Source organism: Pseudidiomarina terrestris, assembly GCF_030466405.1.
GTDB classification, from domain to species: Bacteria; Pseudomonadota; Gammaproteobacteria; order Enterobacterales; family Alteromonadaceae; genus Pseudidiomarina; species Pseudidiomarina terrestris.
The window spans coordinates 169,077-189,165 of the sequence record NZ_JAGGJF010000004.1; the positions used below are offsets into that span (position 1 = coordinate 169,077).

General features: G+C 50.8%; 14 protein-coding genes. 8 read left to right on the plus strand and 6 right to left on the minus strand.

Going from position 1 to position 20,089, the window contains the following annotated elements:
• Nucleotides 1-69 precede the first annotated feature (69 nt).
• From J6J34_RS09455 to J6J34_RS09465, 3 genes are all read right to left on the minus strand, one after another.
• The gene (locus J6J34_RS09455) at nucleotides 70-3,183 is read right to left on the minus strand and encodes a TonB-dependent receptor (protein ID WP_301774827.1); all 3,114 of its coding nucleotides are present in this window, start codon (nucleotides 3,181-3,183) and stop codon (nucleotides 70-72) included.
• A 130-nt stretch (nucleotides 3,184-3,313) separates the two neighbouring features.
• Nucleotides 3,314-3,775: a tRNA adenosine(34) deaminase TadA gene (tadA, locus tag J6J34_RS09460; RefSeq protein ID WP_301898910.1), complete on the minus strand. Its 462-nt coding sequence runs from the start codon at nucleotides 3,773-3,775 to the stop codon at nucleotides 3,314-3,316.
• Nucleotides 3,776-3,879: 104 nt separating this feature from the next.
• Nucleotides 3,880-7,131, minus strand: a complete 3,252-nt coding sequence (locus tag J6J34_RS09465) for a TonB-dependent receptor (protein ID WP_301774825.1) — start codon at nucleotides 7,129-7,131, stop codon at nucleotides 3,880-3,882.
• 286 nt (nucleotides 7,132-7,417) lie between these two features.
• Between J6J34_RS09465 and J6J34_RS09470 the strand changes: the two genes are divergently transcribed.
• The 8 genes from J6J34_RS09470 to phoU all read left to right on the plus strand — a co-directional run bounded on the left by J6J34_RS09470 (nucleotide 7,418) and on the right by phoU (nucleotide 17,402).
• On the plus strand, nucleotides 7,418-8,554 hold the full coding sequence (locus J6J34_RS09470; protein ID WP_301834563.1) for an endonuclease/exonuclease/phosphatase family protein: 1,137 nt from the start codon (nucleotides 7,418-7,420) through the stop codon (nucleotides 8,552-8,554).
• Nucleotides 8,555-8,639: 85 nt separating this feature from the next.
• Entirely contained in the window at nucleotides 8,640-9,326 is a 687-nt protein-coding gene (gene phoB / locus J6J34_RS09475; protein ID WP_301721441.1) for a phosphate regulon transcriptional regulator PhoB, read from the plus strand.
• Between the two features lie 19 nt (nucleotides 9,327-9,345).
• Nucleotides 9,346-10,656 (plus strand): phosphate regulon sensor histidine kinase PhoR, encoded by a 1,311-nt coding sequence (phoR, locus tag J6J34_RS09480; RefSeq protein ID WP_301774823.1) that lies wholly within the window; start codon nucleotides 9,346-9,348, stop codon nucleotides 10,654-10,656.
• A gap of 124 nt (nucleotides 10,657-10,780) precedes the next feature.
• Nucleotides 10,781-11,752 carry a PstS family phosphate ABC transporter substrate-binding protein gene (locus J6J34_RS09485; protein ID WP_301721438.1) on the plus strand — a complete coding sequence of 324 codons (972 nt, stop codon included), beginning with the start codon at nucleotides 10,781-10,783 and terminating at the stop codon, nucleotides 11,750-11,752.
• A 147-nt stretch (nucleotides 11,753-11,899) separates the two neighbouring features.
• The gene (locus J6J34_RS09490; protein ID WP_301721436.1) at nucleotides 11,900-14,143 is read left to right on the plus strand and encodes an ABC transporter permease subunit; all 2,244 of its coding nucleotides are present in this window, start codon (nucleotides 11,900-11,902) and stop codon (nucleotides 14,141-14,143) included.
• Between the two features lie 14 nt (nucleotides 14,144-14,157).
• Nucleotides 14,158-15,813 (plus strand): phosphate ABC transporter permease PstA, encoded by a 1,656-nt coding sequence (gene pstA / locus J6J34_RS09495; RefSeq protein WP_301898912.1) that lies wholly within the window; start codon nucleotides 14,158-14,160, stop codon nucleotides 15,811-15,813.
• Between the two features lie 29 nt (nucleotides 15,814-15,842).
• Nucleotides 15,843-16,661: a phosphate ABC transporter ATP-binding protein PstB gene (gene pstB, locus J6J34_RS09500; RefSeq protein ID WP_301721434.1), complete on the plus strand. Its 819-nt coding sequence runs from the start codon at nucleotides 15,843-15,845 to the stop codon at nucleotides 16,659-16,661.
• 12 nt (nucleotides 16,662-16,673) lie between these two features.
• Nucleotides 16,674-17,402: a phosphate signaling complex protein PhoU gene (phoU, locus tag J6J34_RS09505; protein ID WP_301721433.1), complete on the plus strand. Its 729-nt coding sequence runs from the start codon at nucleotides 16,674-16,676 to the stop codon at nucleotides 17,400-17,402.
• 61 nt (nucleotides 17,403-17,463) lie between these two features.
• Here the strand turns inward: phoU and serA are convergent, their stop codons facing one another.
• From serA to J6J34_RS09520, 3 genes are read right to left on the minus strand one after another with little or no spacing between them, the layout of a single operon-like run.
• On the minus strand, nucleotides 17,464-18,705 hold the full coding sequence (gene serA / locus J6J34_RS09510) for a phosphoglycerate dehydrogenase (RefSeq protein ID WP_301721431.1): 1,242 nt from the start codon (nucleotides 18,703-18,705) through the stop codon (nucleotides 17,464-17,466).
• Nucleotides 18,706-18,710: 5 nt separating this feature from the next.
• A complete protein-coding gene (gene rpiA / locus J6J34_RS09515) occupies nucleotides 18,711-19,385 on the minus strand; it encodes a ribose-5-phosphate isomerase RpiA (RefSeq protein WP_301721429.1) in 675 nt (224 codons plus the stop codon).
• A 45-nt stretch (nucleotides 19,386-19,430) separates the two neighbouring features.
• Entirely contained in the window at nucleotides 19,431-20,018 is a 588-nt protein-coding gene (locus tag J6J34_RS09520) for a 5-formyltetrahydrofolate cyclo-ligase (protein ID WP_301836342.1), read from the minus strand.
• Nucleotides 20,019-20,089 lie beyond the last annotated feature (71 nt).

Consider the following 20,089-nt stretch of genomic DNA (forward strand, 5'->3'; position numbering starts at 1 on the left):
GTTTTAGATAATAAAAAACCCGGCGTTTGCCGGGTTTTTTATGGACGCTCGCGAGCGTCTGAGTGCGTTTTAGAAGTCGTACTGGAAGCCCAGACGAACACTCCAAAGTGATGGCTGACCCGCACGACCCTGAACCTGGTTGATACGCGGGGTAATATCCTCGAACACCCATTGATTCTGGTCGTTGATGCCGACTTCAGCAACGTTGACAGAACGCGGGAAGCTGGTTTCGTACAGCACACCCCAGTCATCGTTCAGCATGTTGGTGAAGTTATCCACAACGAAATAGACACGAGACTTGTGATCCTGCATAAAGCCAGGTAATTCCTGCTCGACCTTCAGGTCAACTTTATGCCACCAGTCGCTGTTGAACTCGTTACGAGGAGCAATACCGCCAGCGTACTGACTCAGGCCTGACTCTTCAATAAATGCCAGGAATTCCTGGATATCGCTGCTGGTCAGGTCGTCGCCCCAAGCCACATTGCTATCATTTTCGCCGGTCGGCACGTACAGCAGTGAGCGGCCGCGGGTAATGTCGCCAACAGGTGCATTCATAGTGAAGCTGTAGGGACGACCTTTATTGGCTGAACCGAACAGGCTGAAGGTGGTGTCATAGCCGGAGAAGAACTCTTTGGTGTAGGTACCACGGAACGTGAAACGATGAGGGATCTCATAGTTCGAAGTTGCGATACCCGGGTTCTCCGCATCTGCTGTCGCGACACTGGTGTAGTTCGAGTAAGCGACGGAACTGGTCATTGGATTGACATCTTCTGACTTGTTCCAGGCGTACGCAAGTGACCAGTTAAAGCCCCAGTCGTGATCTTTCGAAACGGCAAAGCTGATGCTCGTTTGCTCACCTGAGTCACCGTCAACGTTGGTCAGCAGGAAGGCATCAGAGCCATTGCGCGAATAGATCGGACGACCGTCCGGAGCTGTACCGCTCTGCTCTGCGCGTAAGTCTTTGATGATCGCTGCATCTTGCTTACGAGTGTGGAGGAAGTCAGCCATCAGAACGTAGTCGTTTTCGGTGACATAAGTTGCGCCAACTGCAAACTTCCATTCGTTTGGAATTTCGAAATCAGGATCCAATGCGTTGACAGGGCCACGGCCAGCAGCGGTTGCTACCTCGTCAATCATTTCCACAGGCACATCAATGATAGGTGAGCCAGAACCGTAGTCCAGATCAAACAGGTTGACGTCGAAACGGTTTGCTTCATACAGCGTCACACCGTTATTCGAGTAATTGTTCGACAACCAGACGTTCGGATTACCACCGGAGTAAAGACCGAAACCACCGCGAACTTCAAGCTGATCATTGACGACCCAGTTCACGCCAAGACGTGGTTGAATCAGCCCTTCACCGTCAAGTGTTGCAGTGTTCTCAAAGCCATAGGTATCAAGAAATGCCTGATTAAGAGTAGGTGCGTCGCTGGTCGTGTACCAGTCATAGCGCAGGCCCAGTGTCAGGGTTAAGTCGTAATCGATGAAGTAGTATTCATCTTGCCCGTACAGGGTATTGACCGCATATTCGAATTGCGCAGCGCCATCGTTTGGATTGTTGGTGCCGGCTGCATTTTCGTATATCAGACGGTCGACTAAACCGCTTTCGAAGTCATCAATTGAGTTAAATCGATGCTCACCCTGAGCTTCCTGAATAAACAGGTTAAAGACGTCATAGCTTTCGTATTCGTAACCGAAGGTCAAGGTATGATCATCTAACAGGTAGGTACCGGATAGTTTATAGAAGGAGGTATCGTAGGCCAGCTTATTGGCGTGACGCGAGTCATCGGCACCAAGGTAGATGGTATTGCCGTTATGACGAATCTGAACCTCGCCGATGTCGTTGCCGCCGAGCGGCTCGACGCGGTTTTCTAACTCTGAGTAACCGGCACGAAGTTCCGTTGAGAAGTTATAAGTCCAGTCAGAGTAGAGCTGTGCAACATAGGAGTTAAACTCCGCACCACGCTCATAAAAGTGGTTGGAGAACTCAAGCTCATCGCTATCGCCGTCGGATTCAGCAATGGAGTAACCGTCATTGTAGTTATAAGTGAATGACGCACGATGATCCTGGTTGATGTACCAGTCGAGTTTGGCAAGGAACTTCTCATCTTCAACGGGTAAGCTCGCCGGGAACCCACCTGGCTCAAAATTATAAACATTACGAGCGATCGCTGCGATGCGATCTAAGTCGGCTTGGGTCACGCCTTGCACAGGGGTGGCGACACTGGCGTCTTCAGGACCACGATCGAAAGTATCGGAACCTTCGAGCTTTTCATAAGCGATGAAGGCGAATAGCTTATCCTTAATCAGCGCACCGCCGCCGTTAAAACCATAGCGCTTTTCATTGAACGCACCGATGTTAACCGGTTCACCTTCCAGCTCATCACCGGTGAGTGAGTCGTTGGTGTAATCGAAGAAGACACTGCCAAAGAGCTCGTTCTCACCTGACTTGGTGACGGCGTTAATATTACATGCGGTAAAGCCACCGTACTCGACATCAAAGGGGGCCAGCTCAACTGCAACTTGCTCAATCGCATCGTAAGAAAATGGCATACGCTCTGTGGGGTAACCACTGGAATTCAAACCAAAGTTGTCATTGGTGCGGACGCCATCGACGGTCAGACTGTTGAAACGCGGGTTGCCACCGCCACACTGGATGTCACGGGCATTGGTTTCATTGATGTAAATGCGTGGGTCAATTTGCACAACATCTTTGATGTCACGATTCGGTGCAGGCTGATTTTGAATGTCGCGCAAGTTAAAGTTCGATGCAGGACTGCTGGCACCAGAAGTCATGGTCAGGCGACGGCCTTCCACCGAGATACGCTCGACAGTTTGCTGAGCGACCTGAACACGAACATTTTCTGTCTCACCAAGCGTCAGGTAAACGTTCTCAACAACTTCGCTGTTGCCCATCGCGTCAGTTACGGTGAGTGTGTATGGACCGCCGACGGCAAGACCGCGGGCTGAAAACAGGCCACTATCGTTAGCACTGAAGGTGGTCGTGGTACCGGTACGTTCGTCGCGCAAGGTTACCGATGCGTTGGCGATAGCTTGCCCAGTGGCTTCACTAGTGACGACACCACGCAGACTTGATGAAGTTTCTTGAGCAGTTGCAGTCGCGGAGAGACCTATTGCTAGGGCAATTGCGGCAGCAATGCGGCTGGGATTTTTATTCAACATGATGTTGCTTTCCTGGGTTGTGGTTAAGATGTTTAGCGTTCCTGGTCCACAAAGCTTAGTAACCTTGTGTGACAGTTTGATGAAATAGTAGTCAAAAATGAGCAGGTTCACATCATTTTTTACGTTCTGACTATTTAGCCGCCTTTTTCCGGCGTTTACGGAAGAAATCCTGCAAGATCGCTGCGCACTCCTGTTCCAGCACGCCACCGAACACGTCGACCTTGTGGTTCATCGAGGCATGATTTAATACTTCAATGGCCGTGCCAGTGGCGCCCGTTCGCGGATCGAACGCGCCAAAAATCAGAGTTTTAACCCGCGCATGAGTAATTAACCCAGCGCACATAGCGCAGGGTTCCAGAGAAACATACAAAGTGGTATCGACCAGCCGGTAATTGGCAAGGTGTTGTCCGGCGGCACGAATGGCCTGAGCTTCAGCGTGCGCTGAAGGGTCGTTGCGGCGAATAACCTCATTGAAGCCTTCACCAATAATCTGGTTGTTGTAGACGAGGACGGCGCCAACCGGCACTTCTCCGAATTGTTCGGCGTGGTGGGCGAGTTCTAAAGCGCGGCGCATGTAGCGTTCGTGTTCCATTCGCAATCCCGTTTGCCAGCAATGACGGGCATTCTAAAAAAAAGCCCCCGCGAAAGCGAGGGCTTTTGGTACATTTCTGTACTTTGTTGTGGCGCGGAGCCAGCTTAGAAGCGGTAACGGATACCGATCTTCGCCTGCCAGGTCGAGCGCTCTGGGAGGTAACGCGTCGGAGCCTGGGTGACTACGTCAAAGGCACGGCTGTTGTAAGGCACGCCATAAACGTACTGACCGTCATCGTTGATGGTCGCACTTACCAGTTCGCGAACGTTATCGCCGTAAGGTAATACGTGCTTCTGGCCAGCTTCTTTATCAAAGATAGCAATCAGGTTACGAACGTTGATGTAAAGCTCACCTTTGTGACCTTCAACAAAACCTGGTAATTCCTGAGTGAATTTGAAATCCAGGTTTGTGGTCCAGGGGCCGCGCTCAGTGTTACGTGGCAAGTAACCACCTTCGTAACCTTCAAGGCCTGCACGTTGCAGATAGTCCATGAACTGCTCGTAGCTAAAGTTATTCTCGTACGCGACAGCAGGATCGTTAGGTCCAGTCGGGATGTACGGCAGGTACACAGACGATTGACCTAAAGTACCAAACGGCTGGTTACCAAAGCTTACGTCGCCATAGCTGTCATACACATAACCCCATGGACGACCTGAGTAACGTTCCCAGAACAGACCGAAGGTTGAAGTGTAGCCACTGAAGAGCTCAGTTTTGTACGTGACGTCAGCCATGAAACGGTGCTCAACCTGATAGGATGCAGTACCTGGGCGGACGTTCTGACGATCGATAGCAACCGGGAAGCGATAGTTTGAGATGGCAGTGCTTGAGCTACCCGCAACGGCTTCTTCGATGTCCTGATTGGTGTAGCTGGTACGGAAGCTAAAGCCGTTATCCCATGCTTTCCCTAAGGTGGTGGTAAAGATTTGGCTCTTACCGCCGTCACCATTAGTTAACAGCAAGTCATAACGCTGTACGTTACCGTGGTCGCCGACACTCATTGGTTCGTGATCGTCGAGGGGATCGTCAACAACGTACAGAATACGGCCGCCGTCAATCGTGGTACGTGGATTACCGTCTTCGTCCAGTAAAGGTACGCGAGTCAGGTCTTTCCACTGTACGTCATCTTTACGACGGGTATAGATGTACTCAACACTTGCAAACCAGTCATCACCTAGCACAGGAATGCTGAAGTTGTTGAAATCTACGCCTAAGCTGCCACGCCAGTCTGACGGCAGGTCAAATTCCGGGTCAATTGCATTGACGTAACCGTCAGCAATCAAGCCGTCTTGCACCGCTTGTGGAACCTGGGTTGGGTCGACATTATCGAAGAACACAGACCAAGGCACATCAGACAAGAAGCGGTCAAACTGTGAGAAGGTCTCACCGTTGTTAGTATACGAGTTCGATACCCATACATTTGGACGACCACCTGCATAGCGACCAACGCCACCGCGCACACGAACATCATCCGTTAACTGATACTTGAACCCCAAGCGTGGTAAGAACAGGTCTTTACCATCAAGGTTTTCAGTGTTCGAGATGTTGTAACGGGCAGCGAACTTCTCGTTGTACACCGGCTTGTCTTCAGCGTGCATACGCTCATAGCGCAAACCAAACATCAACTCTAAGTCCCACGTTGGCTGCCAGGTATCCTGAATGTAAAGCGCCTGGGTACCCTGCGTGAAGTTAGCCGCGGCATCGTTGATGTCGCCCGTGAGGCTGCCTGCGTAATAAAATGCGCCGGCTTCGCGGTTTTCGAAGTCTTCGATACTGTCGAATTCCCATGAGCCCAGAGCGTTTTGTACGAACAGGTTATAGATATCGGTTTCAGAGAAAGCATAACCAAAGCCAATCGCGTGATCGCCTAACAGGTATTCACCATTCGCCTGGAATTCCAGGGTAGAGTTCTCACCTTCGTTGGCGTGGCGCGAGTAGTCTGGGCCAAACTCAATAGCGTTGCGGCCACCAACTTCGACCGTCACCATACCCATGGTACGACCGTTCAACGGATCCTGGTTAGCTTCAACATTCTTGTACGACAACTTGATGTCGCTGGAGAAGTTTGAATTCCAGTTTGAATACACCTGAAGCGCATAAGCGTCGAGGATTTGCTCGTTGTTGTACCAGCTTGAAGAAAGCGTCAGCGTACCATCGCCGCCGTACTGGTTACGAATTGAGTTGCCATCAGTGTGCTGGTAAGTGAAGGCTGCACGGTGCTCGTTGCTGATGTTCCAGTCAAGTTTCACCAACAGTTTTTCATCTTCTTCTTCAGCCGGGATATCCCAACCGCCAAGCTGCTCGTCAGTCAGACCATACACGTCACGCGCAATCGCCAGAACTTGTTCCAGTTCTTCGGTCGTGATGTTGGCAATGTTGGCCGCGTCAGAACCGATAGGACCACGGTAAGGAGCGTTGGTCTCGTCTTGCGTCTCGTAGTTTACGTAGAAGAACAATTTATCTTTAATGACAGGGCCGCCAAGGCTGATACCAAGCGTCTTTTCTTCGTAATCGACATTCGGTGGCAGAGCATCTTCATCGTATTTTGATGCTTCAGCGTCGCCAGCAAGACTGTCACTGGTGTACTGATAGAAAACTGAGCCTTTAAGCTCGTTGGTACCAGATTTGGTTACCGCGTTAACTTTGGCACCGGTGAAGTTGGTGTCTTTTGCGTTGAAAGGTACAACATCAACAGTGATCTGCTCAATCGCGTCGATAGAAATAGGTGAACCCTGAGTAGGGTAACCATTGCTGTTCAGACCAAAGTCATCGTTTTGCGCGATACCATCAACTGTGATTGAGTTGTAGCGTGGATTATTACCAGCAACAACCAGTTGATCACCGTCACCCAGTTGGGTTGCTAGTGGGTTCAAGCGGACAATTTCTTTCAGGTCACGGCTATAGGTTGGTAACGCTTCAATTTGCTCTTCACCGAATGAGCTGCTTGAACCGTTATTCAGCTGTGCGTAGTTAATTGCCTGACCGGTTACGGTAATGCGCTCAACATCATTGGCTTCAAGCTGTGCATTTAAACGGAAGGTCTCACCAAGTTTCAGGAACACTTCTGAATACTGGGCGTCCTGATAAACGTCTGAGTCTAAGGTGATGCGGTAGGGACCGCCGACACGCAGACCGCTGGCAATAAAAGTACCAGAGTTATCGGTGGTAACTTCGGTTCGGGAACCTGAAGGTACGTGCTCAATAACAACTTTGGTATTGGCAGCGCCACTACCTTGTGGGCCTAAAATTTCACCACGTAAAGACGCCGAAGTGTCTTGTGCTACTGCTGTTGCTGAGGCCAAGCCTAAAGCAACTGCGATAGCACTTGCGGTGCGGGAAAATCGCAGAGATGTTGTCATCTTTCTAAATTTCCTGGGTTGTGGTTTGAAAAAAAATTTGAAAGGCATTACCGCTTGATGTTGAGCCTTAAATAAAGTCGTAGCTTTTATAACACTTGAACGTGTCAAAAATGTGACAGCATTTTAATCAAAAGCGATTAGAATTGCACCGATTTTCTGGAACGAATACAGTAAGATTTTGTCTCAGCGCACTTGCGGATTACTGACATTAAGGATGGTAGACTCGATGAAGCCAGTCACGCTCGGAGTTACAGCTTTATTTATTGGTTTCTTAACTGGATGTGATATGCCACAAAAAACACCAAAACCGCCTACGACACTCCGTGTCGCTACTTTCAATGTCAGCATGGATGCCTCAAATTACATTGCGGTCGAGGATTTGCAGACGGAGGGGAATAAGGCTTTGCCAAAAGCGCTGGCCGATGGCCATTCGCAAATTCAGGCGATCGCAGAAATTATCCAGCATACCCGTCCGGATATCTTGGTTTTAAATGAGTTTGATTACCTGCCGGATGAAAATGTCGTAGCCACGTTTCAGGAGAATTACCTGGCGGTCAGTCAAAACGGCGAAGCTCCCATTGACTATCCTTATCACTATTACGCACCGGTCAACACGGGGCGGCCAAGTCCTTTTGATTTGAATCGTGATGGCACCGCCAGTGGCACCGGGGATGATGCCTGGGGCTATGGCAATTATCCGGGCCAGTATGGAATGCTGGTGCTCTCCCGGTTTCCTATCAATAAAGAAGAGAGTCGCACTTTCCAGTATTTTCTCTGGCGCGACCTCCCCGGCGCTTTGCAACCGCTGGTACCGAACACCTATGAGCCCTGGTTTAGCCCCGCCGCTTGGGCGGAGATGCCGCTAAGCTCAAAATCCCATTGGGATGTGGTGGCTGAAGTAAATGGCTTCGACTTACATTTGCTGGTGAGCCATCCTACGCCGCCAGTATTTGATGGCGAGGAAAATCGCAACGGCCGCCGCAATTTCGATGAAATACGCTTCTGGAAGGAGTACATTGGTCGCGCATCGACTGATTTCATTTACGACGATCAGGGCCGACGGGGTGGACTAGGGGATGAACAGCGGTTTGTGATTTTAGGCGACTTAAACGCATCGATCGAAAGTGATGACAATTTACCTGGCGCGATCGAGCAACTGCTTGAGAACCCGCTCATTCAGGGTGAGTTCGTGCCGATCAGTGCCGGAGGTGCAGAACACACACCGGATAATCCTCTGGCTGAGCAACATACCGCAAGCTGGCGCAAGCGTGCGGATTACGCATTACCTTCGGCCTATGGGATTAAGATCATCGACGGTGGTGTATTTTGGCCGACGCCTTCATCACCTAAGGCGCAATTGATGGACGGCCGGGAAGCGTCATCCGATCATCGACTGGTATGGATTGACATCCAATTGCAGTAATTTTCACAAAATTGTCGTAGATTCATAAAAGTGTCATACATTACAGTAATAATCGACGCAGCTTGAACACGACTAGGTGAAAAAGATGTCAAGAAAAATACTGATCGTTGAAGATGAAGCTCCCATTCGGGAAATGTTGAGTTTTGTCATGGAACAGCATGGTTATCAGGCTGTGGAAGCGGGCGACTACCAGGTTGCGTTGGAGAAAATCACTGAACCCTTTCCTGATATGATTCTACTGGACTGGATGATACCGGGCGGTTCGGGTATTCAGTTAGCGAAAAAACTAAAAAGTGATGATTTCACGCGCGGTATCCCGATTATTATGCTGACCGCGCGAGGCGAAGAAGAAGATAAAATTCGCGGCCTGGAAGTAGGTGCCGATGATTATATTACTAAGCCCTTTTCCCCTAAGGAGCTGATGGCCCGCATGCGCGCAGTCTTTCGTCGTGTGGCACCGACAGTATTGGATGAGCCGCTGGAGATCGAAGGTCTTAATCTAGACCCCGTGTCCCACCGGGTCAGTGCCTATAACGACCGATTGGATATGGGCCCCACCGAATTTAAATTACTGCATTTCTTTATGACGCACCCTGAACGCGTGTATAGTCGTGAGCAACTCTTAGATCACGTCTGGGGAACCAACGTTTATGTCGAAGATCGCACCGTTGATGTCCATATTCGCCGCTTACGCAAAGCTATTGAAATGCATGGCCACGACCGTTTGGTGCAGACCGTCCGGGGCGTGGGTTATCGCTTCTCCAGTCGCTAGCTTGGTTCGGTAACTCTAGATGGATAAGAACTACTCGACGGTCTTTATCGTGCGCGGTTTTCTCTGGTTTGCAGTGCCGTTGGGCGTGATTGGTTGGTTGATCGGCTTCTTCTGGCAGACCTTAAGCCTGGGATTGCTGGCGATTCTCGCTTGGCATTATTACTTTCAGTATAAACTCGTCGACTGGCTGTGGAATCGTCGAACTTTGCTGCCACCAAGTGCACCGGGCAGTTGGAGCTATATCTACGATGGTATTTATCGCACCCAGCGACGCAGTCAGCAACGCCGTCGTGCACTGGCACGAATTTTACGCCGGTTTCGGGAAGCCTCCGAGGCCATCCCTGATGCAGCCATCGTATTTCGTCGCGATGGCGCCCTGATCTGGTGCAATAAGCTTGGACAATTTCATTTTGGCTTAAAGTGGCCAGCCGATACTGGCATTCGCCTGTCGAATTTGATCCGTCATCCCGAGTTCATCAGTTATTTGCAAAAAGGCGACTTTAGTGACGAAATCTACCTGCCGTCTCCGGTGCGGGATGAGGTCGAGCTGGAGATCCGCATCATGCCTTACAGCGAGGATCAGTATCTGTTGATGGCACGGGACGTCACCCAACTGCGGCAACTAGAGCAAATGCGCAAAGAATTTGTTGCCAATGTTTCCCATGAGCTGAAGACACCGCTGACGGTGATTCAGGGGTATCTGGAGATGGTGAACGAAGATCCCGCGGCAATGCCGCCAGCGCTGTTGCAGAAAGCCGTAACTGACATGGTCGGGCAAAGCACACGGATGCGCAATCTTGTCGATCAATTACTGTCATTGTCGCGAATGGACTCCGCGCGAGGCGATATTTTCGATAAGGTGGTACCTGTTCCTGACCTGCTCAAACGGCTGCAACGAGATGCTGAGCAATTAAATACAGCAAAGCAGCATGAGCTGGTTTTCGAGCTATCCGATCAATCCATGTTTGGCCATGAAGATGAACTGCGCAGCGTATTTTCTAACCTTATCACCAATGCGATTCATTACACCCAGCCCGAAGGACGTATTGTGGTGCGTTGGCAGCCAGTGGGTAAGCAAATGGAGTTTAGCGTGAGCGATAATGGCCCGGGAATACCTGCGGAACATATCCCACGCATTACCGAGCGCTTTTATCGCATCGATAAAGATCGCAATAGCAGTAAAGGCGGTTCAGGTTTGGGGCTGGCAATTGTGAAACAGGCCATTGATCATCATCATTGTAAGCTGTCGATTAACTCTGTCGTAGGCAGAGGCTCGACCTTTATCGTGCGGGTTCCGGAAGAGCTGGTGGTCGGCAAGCCAGCCGCATGACAGAAAATTGGCAGAAATATGACACCAATTGCGTGTTTGTCATTAAAATGTCACATTGACCATCTACACTCTCCAGTGTCACTTGAACAATAGCTGTATCACAGCTCTGACGATTGGAGTCATTATGAAAGTTAAATCAATTCTTCTTGCTTTAGGTTTAGCGGGTGTTGTTGCTACTTCAGCACACGCACAAAAACCAACCGACAACCTTCCTGAATACGAGAAAGTAAGTGGCCTGTCAGGCAACTTATCATCTGTTGGATCAGATACTCTGGCCAACATGATGACCTTCTGGGCGGAGGAGTTTAAGCGCCTTTACCCGAACGTGAACATCCAGATTCAAGCTGCGGGCTCATCTACTGCGCCACCAGCGCTGACGGAAGGTACTTCGAACTTCGGCCCTATGAGCCGCAATATGAAGTCCAAAGAAATCGAGGCCTTTGAAAAGCGCCATGGTTACAAACCGACGCCTGTGCGTGTTGCCATCGATGCGCTGGCTGTGTTTGTGCACAAAGATAACCCGATCCAAGGCATGACCATTGCTGAAGTTGATGCGGTATTCAGTTCAACCCGTCTGTGTGGCGCTACCAGTCAGGTACAGCGCTGGGGTGACCTGGGTCTTGAAGGCAGCTGGGCTGGCCGTGACCTGCAGCTTTACGGTCGTAACTCAGTGTCTGGTACCTATGGCTACTTTAAAGATATCGCATTATGTGGCGGTGATTTCCGTGCCAACGTAAATGAGCAGCCTGGTTCTGCTTCAGTGGTGCAGTCGGTATCAACCTCTTTGAATGCTATCGGCTACTCTGGTATTGGCTACATGACCTCTGGCGTGAAAACGGTGCCTTTGGCAGTTGCTGAAGGTGAGGAATATGTGGACGCGACGACTGAGAGTGCCTTAGCTGGTAAGTACCCACTCGCGCGCTTCCTGGTGGTGTATGTGAACAAACACCCGAATAAGCCATTAGACCCGGCAACGGCCGAGTTTTTGAAAATGGTGCTGTCAAAAACTGGACAAGAGATTGTTGATAAAGACGGTTACATTCCTTTGCCAAAAGTTGTAGTTGAGCAAGAGCTGGAAAAGCTTGGCTTAAACTAAGGTCAAAGTCAGTAAAAGCCGGCATCTGCCGGCTTTTATTTTTTCTAAAATGTCACTTTTATGACGGTTCTGTAACAGTACTGTCATAATTCTCGGCTATACTTCCGGCCAATTAAACTCAAACTTGTTAAACCACTCGAGGTAATAATGGCGGCAAAACAACCCGCATTGGGAGCCAGCAATTATCGACTGTTCAAGGACCGGGCGGCACGCTGGGGCGTAAGCCTGGGCGGTGTCATGGTTCTGGTCGCACTATTGCTGATATTCTTCTATTTGCTTTATGTCATCGAGCCCATATTCCGCGGTGTAGAAGTCAACCACGAGCGCAGCTTTACAAGCCCAGTGAGTGGTGAAGTCGTCGCCATGGGAGTCGAGGAACAGTCTGAAATTGGCTATCAGTTTAGCGCCGATGGCGAACTGGTGTTTTTTGCGTTAAAAGCCAAAGAGGGCACGGATTGGGAGCCAGGCAAAGCGTTGTTAAGACAACAACTGACCGCGTCAAAGCCGACGGCCTTCACCCAGACCCAGCCACAGAATAACCGCTATGCCTATGCGGTGGAAGGTGGTGCGGTACTGCTGGTTGAGCCCAAATTTAATAGCCGTTTCCGCGATGGTGAGTTGTTTATTACACCCAAAGTGGGCGAAGTGAATGCCGGTGAATTGATTCAGGTTGATCCTGAAGGTGAAAATCTGACCAAGCTGGCCCACGAGTACGACGGTGAGTCCATGTTGTTTGCCGCGCAAACTGCAGATAACCGCGTCATCGTTAATTCCATTCAGGCTTCCCGGAACTTTCTTTCCGGAGCTGTCGAATTAGAATCAAAGTTCACGGAACTGCCCATTACCGGTGCCATCAGTGAGATAGTCGTTACTCCTGATTTACGGCAAGTACTGATTCGCCAGAATAACCGGTTCTGGGTCTACGATGTATCTCGCACAGGCACAGTGAAAGAGCGGCAATTGATCACGCTCGACGCGCGTCGCTTCGGCGAGGTCACCAGCATGCAGTTATTAGCTGGAGCCAGTTCAGTGCTGTTTGGCCACGCTAACGGCAAAGTCAGTCAGTGGTTCGAAGTCGCTGGTGATGACGGCCGCCGTTACCAGTTTATTCGTGACTTCCAGGCTGCAGAAACGGCAATCACCGATATCGTGGTTGAGTATTACCGCCGTACCTTCTATACCATCTCGGCTGCTGGCGAACTGGGTGTATTCCATACCACATCGGAAGCTGAACTTTACCGTGGTCAAGCCAATGATGTTGCCGCTGAGCGTGTGGTAATTGACCCGCGCGCGAATACTTTACTGCTGCTGAATGATCAGCGTTTGCACGTATTTGACCTCATCAACGAGCATCCAGAAGTGACCTGGAGTGGGTTATGGCAGGAAGTCTGGTATGAGGGCTACCCGGAGCCCGACTACGTCTGGCAGTCGACCTCTGGCTCGGATGATTTTGAACCTAAGTTCAGCCTGGTTCCGATTTCGTTCGGTACCATCAAAGCAGCCGCTTACGCCATGCTTTTTGCAGTACCTATTGGTTTAGCTGCAGCGGTTTACACAGCTTATTTTATGTCGGCCGGTGTTCGCAAAGTAGTGAAGCCTACGGTCGAAATTATGGAGGCGTTACCGACGGTCATTCTCGGTTTCCTCGCGGGGCTGTGGTTAGCACCTATTGTTGAACATTACTTGCCCGGCATTATCGCGGTAATACTGCTGGTGCCTCTGGCTATAGTGATGTTCGCATTTTTAACCAGTCACCTACCGCAGAGCATCCGCAACAGTTTTACCGATGGGCGCGCTGCGCTGATCTTGTTGCCATTAGTGGCATTGGTCGGCTGGTTCTCATTTCAGATGTCGCCACTGATTGAAAACTGGTTGTTCGACGGCAATGTGCGCCGTTATCTGACTAACGAACTGGGAATTACCTTTGACCAGCGCAACTCACTGGTGGTAGGTATTGCCATGGGCTTCGCGGTGATCCCAACCATCTTTTCGATTGCTGAGGATGCCGTGTTCAGTGTGCCAAGACACCTGACCAATGGCTCGCTGGCGCTGGGTGCGACAACCTGGCAAACCCTGACCAAGGTTGTGCTGTTAACCGCAAGCCCGGGTATTTTCTCAGCCGTCATGATGGGACTGGGTCGCGCCGTCGGTGAAACCATGATCGTATTAATGGCGACGGGTAACACACCGATTATGGACTGGAATATTTTTGAGGGAATGCGCACCTTGTCGGCCAATATCGCGGTCGAGATGCCGGAGTCAGAGGTAGGTAGTTCGCACTATCGTATCCTGTTCTTAGCGGCATTTGTGCTCTTTGTTTTCACTTTCGCGTTTAATACTGTGGCAGAGCTTGTGCGCCAGCGGTTACGCGATAAATACAGCTCGATGTAAGCGAGAGGATTTCCATGAAGCAATGGTTTAAATCAGGAAAACCGTGGATTTGGCTGACAGCAGGCTCTGTTAGTATCAGTTTGATCGCTGTTCTCGGGCTGTTGATCTTGATTGGCTGGCGTGGCTTGTCGTTCTTCTGGCCTGCGCAAATTCACGAAATGGAAGTGCGCGCCAATGACGGCTCGACCTCAACCATTATCGGTGAAATTTACGAGACCGAATCGATTCCAATTGAGCGTTTGCAAGAATCTGGTGTGGCGCTCGATAACTTTAATGAGCCGACGCTGGAGCGCTGGCTCATCAAAGTAGGTAACCGTGAATATGTGCCTTTGGATTTCTCCTGGGTACTAGAGCCACAGATTGTGCGTGACGAAACGCCTGCGGACCTGGCAGTCTTTGAGCGCACCAAGGACGGTAACTTTTACGGTTACGTGGTAGATGTGCTCGAAGATGGCGTTTCTGTAGCCGAGCAGAGGTCGATTCGTGAGGTGTTAAGGCAGCGTATTGAACGTGCGGTAGAACTGAATGGACAGGCAACTGATCTGCAGGACAGTGAGATCAGCGCGATCAATTACCAGTTGAATCAGTTACGGCTCGAGCGTCGTGCGCTGGAGCTGGCCGGTAATCTGACGCCTGCCGAAGAAGCGCGAATCGCCGCTGAAGAAGAGCAGTTACGCCAGGATTATAAGGTTCTCGAAGAGCAACTGTTTGCCCTGCGTGACAAAGCCAGTCGTGATCAGGTCCAGGTGCGCGACATGCGCGGCGAAGTGGTGACCTTACCCATGTATCGCATGTTGGCCGTACACTTCCCGAACGACATGGGCTTTTTCGCCAAGCTGGGCCACTTCTTTGTGCAGATCGGTAAGTTTGTGAGCCAGGATCCACGCGAAGCAAATACTGAAGGCGGGGTGTTCCCGGCGATTTTCGGTACCGTGTTCATGGTCTTGCTGATGTCGGTGATTGTGACACCCTTTGGTGTGGTGGCGGCGATTTATCTGCACGAGTATGCTGGCAAGAATGCTATAACGCGTTTGATCCGCATCGCGGTGATTAACCTCGCGGGGGTGCCGTCGATTGTTTACGGCGTATTTGGTCTGGGCTTCTTTGTTTATATGGTAGGTGGCTCGTTAGACCAAATCTTCTATCCGGAAGCATTGCCCAACCCAACCTTTGGTACCCCGGGTGTCATGTGGGCGGCGATTACTCTGGCGATCCTGACCCTACCGGTGGTGATTGTGTCCACCGAGGAAGGCTTGTCGCGGATCCCGAGTACGCTCCGTGAAGGTAGTTTAGCGCTAGGCGCGACCAAGGCTGAGACCCTGTGGCGGATCATCATTCCAATGGCCTCCCCAGCAATTATGACAGGCTTGATTCTGGCAGTTGCGCGGGCAGCGGGCGAAGTTGCGCCGTTGATGCTGGTCGGTGTGGTCAAGTCAGCGCCGATGTTACCGGTGGATGGCAACTTCCCGTACTTCCATTTGGATCGTAAATTTATGCACCTTGGTTTCCACATCTATGATGTTGGCTTCCAGAGTCCAAATGTCGAGGCGGCGCGGCCCTTGGTCTATGCAACCTCATTTTTACTGGTTACCATCATCATCGGTCTGAATCTGACTGCGATTGGCGTACGTAACCATTTACGTGAAAAATATCGCTCACTTGAGCATTAATTAACGAAGCAGAAGCGAAAGGTCTTACTATGATTTCGGTAACTCCGACAGAAAATCAGGCAGAACGTCTGGATTTAGAAAATTTATCCGCGGAAGAAACCGCACTGGAAATTCGCAATCTGAATCTGCACTACGGCGATGCTCAGGCGCTTTACGATATTTCCATGGCGATTCCAAAAAATCGTGTCACTGCGTTTATCGGACCATCAGGTTGTGGTAAATCCACCTTGTTGCGCTGCATAAACCGTATGAACGACTTGGTAGAAATTTGTCGAATCAGCGGTGAAATCCGTTTACACGAAAAGAATATCTACGATAAAGATGTGGATGCTGCAGCCTTGCGTCGTAACGTCGGTATGGTGTTTCAGCGTCCGAACCCTTTTCCTAAGTCGATTTACGAGAACGTGGTTTACGGCATGCGCCTGCAAGGGGTCAATGACCGTCGTACACTTGATGAAGTGGTGGAGCGTTCACTGAAAGGCGCTGCCCTTTGGGAAGAGGTGAAAGATCGGTTGAACGCCAGTGCATTTAGTCTCTCTGGTGGTCAGCAACAGCGACTGGTTATTGCCCGCGCCATTGCGATTGAGCCGGAAGTCCTGCTTCTGGATGAGCCGACCTCGGCACTTGACCCGATTTCGACGCTTACCATTGAAGAGCTGATTACTGATTTAAAAGAAAAGTACACCGTGGTGATTGTTACGCATAACATGCAACAGGCAGCGCGGGTTTCTGACCAAACCGCATTTATGTATATGGGTAAACTTATTGAGTATGCCGATACCAATACGTTATTTACGACCCCGAGTCAGAAGCAAACTGAAGATTACATTACCGGCCGTTACGGCTAACAGGAGTCAGGCATGGACAAGTTGAATATGAGCCGGCATATCTCCGGTAAGTTTAATGATGAGCTTGATACCGTTCGTACCCAAGTCATGAACATGGGTGGCTTGGTCGAGCAACAATTACGGGATGCGCTGGTTGCCATCGAAAAGTCCGATCACGAGCTAGCAGAGCAAGTTCTGCAGCGTGATTACAAAGTGAATGCGCTGGAAGTACAAATCGATGAAGCTTGCGTACAGATCATTGCGAAGCGCCAACCGGCAGCAAGCGATCTACGTTTAGTCATCGCAATTCTGAAAACGATTGCCGATCTTGAGCGGATTGGTGATGAAGTCGAGCGGATTGCGCGCGTTGCACTGGAGAGTTTTAACAACGATCAGCAAGAATTCCTGGTCAGTTTAGAAAACCTGGGGCAGCAAGTATTAGCGATGTTGCATGGGGTGCTCGATGCATTTGCCCGCATGGATCTCGATAGTGCCTATGAAGTGCATCAGATGGACGCGCAAGCCGATCGTCAGTACGAAGGCCTCACGCGACAGCTAATGACCTACATGATGGAAGACCCACGCGGAATTCCGAAGGTGATGAACGTACTCTGGTCGGCACGCTCACTTGAGCGTATTGGCGACCGTTGCCAAAACATCGCCGAGTACATTATCTTTTTCGTGAAAGGAAAAGACGTACGTCATGTGTCACCAGAGTCGATGGCGCGCACCGTCGGTCGTGCAGCGCCCGACACTGAATAAGCCTGATTGCTCGTAGAAAAAGCCGACCTTTGGGTCGGCTTTTTTGTCAGGAAACCTGGGATTAGTAAAGCACGCGTGCGCGGATGGTGCCCTCGATGGCTCGCATAGCGTCGAGTAGGGTGTCGGCGATATCACTCTCGGCTGGCGTATCGATGTCGATGACCACATAGCCAAGGTCGGCATCGGTCTGCAGGTACTGCCCTGAGACGTTGATGCTTTGCTCGGCCAGCAATTGGTTGATGCGGGTCAACATGCCCGGGCGATTTTCGTGAATGTGCAATAACCGCCGCGCGCCATGATGCGCCGGTAACGAAACTTCAGGAAAGTTAACGGCGGATAGCGTCGAGCCATTATCCGAGTAGTGCGCCAGCTTACCGGCCACTTCAACACCAATGTTCTCTTGTGCTTCCTGGGTCGAGCCGCCGACATGCGGAGTAAGAATACAGTTATCGAGCTGACGTAACGGGGACTCAAAAACCTCGTTGTTGCTACCCGGTTCAACGGGGAACACATCGATGGCGGCACCGGCCAGGTGGCCAGATCGCAACGCTTCCGCCAGCGCATCAATGACCACCACAGTGCCGCGCGAGGCGTTGATCAGCAGCGCGCCTTTTTTCATTTTTGCCAGTTGTGGCGCATCAATCATCCACTGAGTTTGTGCAGTTTCGGGTACATGCAAGGTGACCACATCAGCTTGCTGTAGCAGTTCATCAAGGGAACCCACCGCATGAGCATTACCCAGCGGCAGCTTGCTCTCGATGTCATAAAAACGCACCTGCATGCCCAATTGTTCGGCCAAAATACTTAATTGACTACCAATGTGGCCGTAACCGACAATGCCGAGTACTTTGCCGCGTGCTTCATAACTGCCGGTGGCGGATTTGTCCCAACCACCACGATGAGCGGCGGCATTTTTTTCCGGAACACGGCGTAACAACATGATGATCTCGGCCAGTACTAATTCGGCAACGCTACGAGTGTTGGAAAAGGGGGCGTTGAAGACCACCACGCCGTGGCGACGGGCAGCTTGCAGATCAACCTGATTGGTGCCAATACAAAAACAACCGACGCCAATGAGTTTTTCGGCTGCGGCAAACACCCGGTCACTGAGTTCGGTGCGCGAGCGGATGCCAACAAAGTGGGCGTCACTTATTTTGCTGCATAACTCATCTTCTGTTAGCGCTGTTTTGATGTACTCAATGTTGTGGTAACCACGCTGCTTGAGGATCTCGACGGCGCTTTCATGCACCCCTTCAAGCAGTAAAAATTTGATGCGGTCTTTGGCCAGGGAAACTTGGGTCATGCGCTTCACTTCACGGTTTGAATGCCATCTGCACTGGCAACGAGGGCAAGATCTGCGCCACGTTGGGCGAACAGGCCATTGGTGACAACGCCGACAATATTATTGAGCTGTTGCTCAAGATGAATCGGATCGAGAATATCGAAGTTATGCACGTCGAGGATCCAATTACCGTTGTCGGTAACCACCCCTTCGCGCCAGACCGGATCACCGCCAAGCCTGACGATTTGCCGTCCGACATAAGAGCGCGCCATGGGGATCACTTCTACCGGTACCGGAAAATTACCCAGCCGGCCGACCTGCTTCGACTTATCAACAATACAAACAAAGGTTTGAGCTACTGCGGCAATGATCTTTTCGCGGGTCAGTGCTGCACCACCGCCTTTGACCATGCGCAGGTGGCTGTCGATTTCATCAGCACCATCGATATACAACGGCAACTCGCTTACTGAATTGAGATCAACCACGCGGATACCGTGCGCTTTAAGTCGTTCAGTTGACGCTTCAGAGCTTGAAACGGCGGCTTCGATGTCATGTTTCATTTCGGCGAGTAAATCGATGAAAAAGTTTACCGTTGAACCGGTACCAACACCGATCACTGAGCCGGGTTTGAAGTGCTCTTTAACGTAGTCGAATGCTGCTTGTGCTGCTTGCTGTTTGAGTTGTTCTTGAGAGGTTGCCATGCCTGCATCCTGAATCAGTGGGCTATGGCTTTTGAGTATACAGTTTTAGTTGCGAAAGTCCCATAGTTTCGCTGGTGTGATCACCCGCGGCAGCGGCACATCCCAGGTGGCGTGAGGCAGCTGGTCGACCTGTTGGCAATCAAAGGCTAAACCAATGGGCTGCAGGTGGGGCAACTGACCTGCATGCCAGGCCGCGAGCGTACGATCATAAAAGCCGCCCCCCATTCCCAAGCGATTCCCTTGCAGGTCGAAGCCAACTAATGGCACCAATAACACCTGCAGTTGGGCGAGGGGCAGGATATCAGTGCAGGCGAGCACTGGCTCCGGAATACCGTAAATATTAGGCTGCCAAACGGTGGTGTTGCTGACCCGCAGGAACAACAAATGATTAGGTCGAACCGGATGCAAAACCGGCAATGCTAATTGGTGTCGCTGCGCCTGCAGCGCTTTATTCAGCTGCGCAGTCGGAAGCTCCGCCCGCACACTATGATAACTGCCGATGTTGCAGGCCTGTTCAAGCTCAGGTAACTGTTGCAGATGGCCCAACACTTGCATCGCAGCGTCTTCACGTTGCTGTGGGGAGAGAGCCTGGCGCTGCGCGAGCAGTTTTTTTCGCAATTGCTGTCGGTTCATGTCGCTGGTATTCTTGAGAAATCTTATAACGCATCGTTATGCATGCGTTTTCTATTGAAGAAGGCACTTTA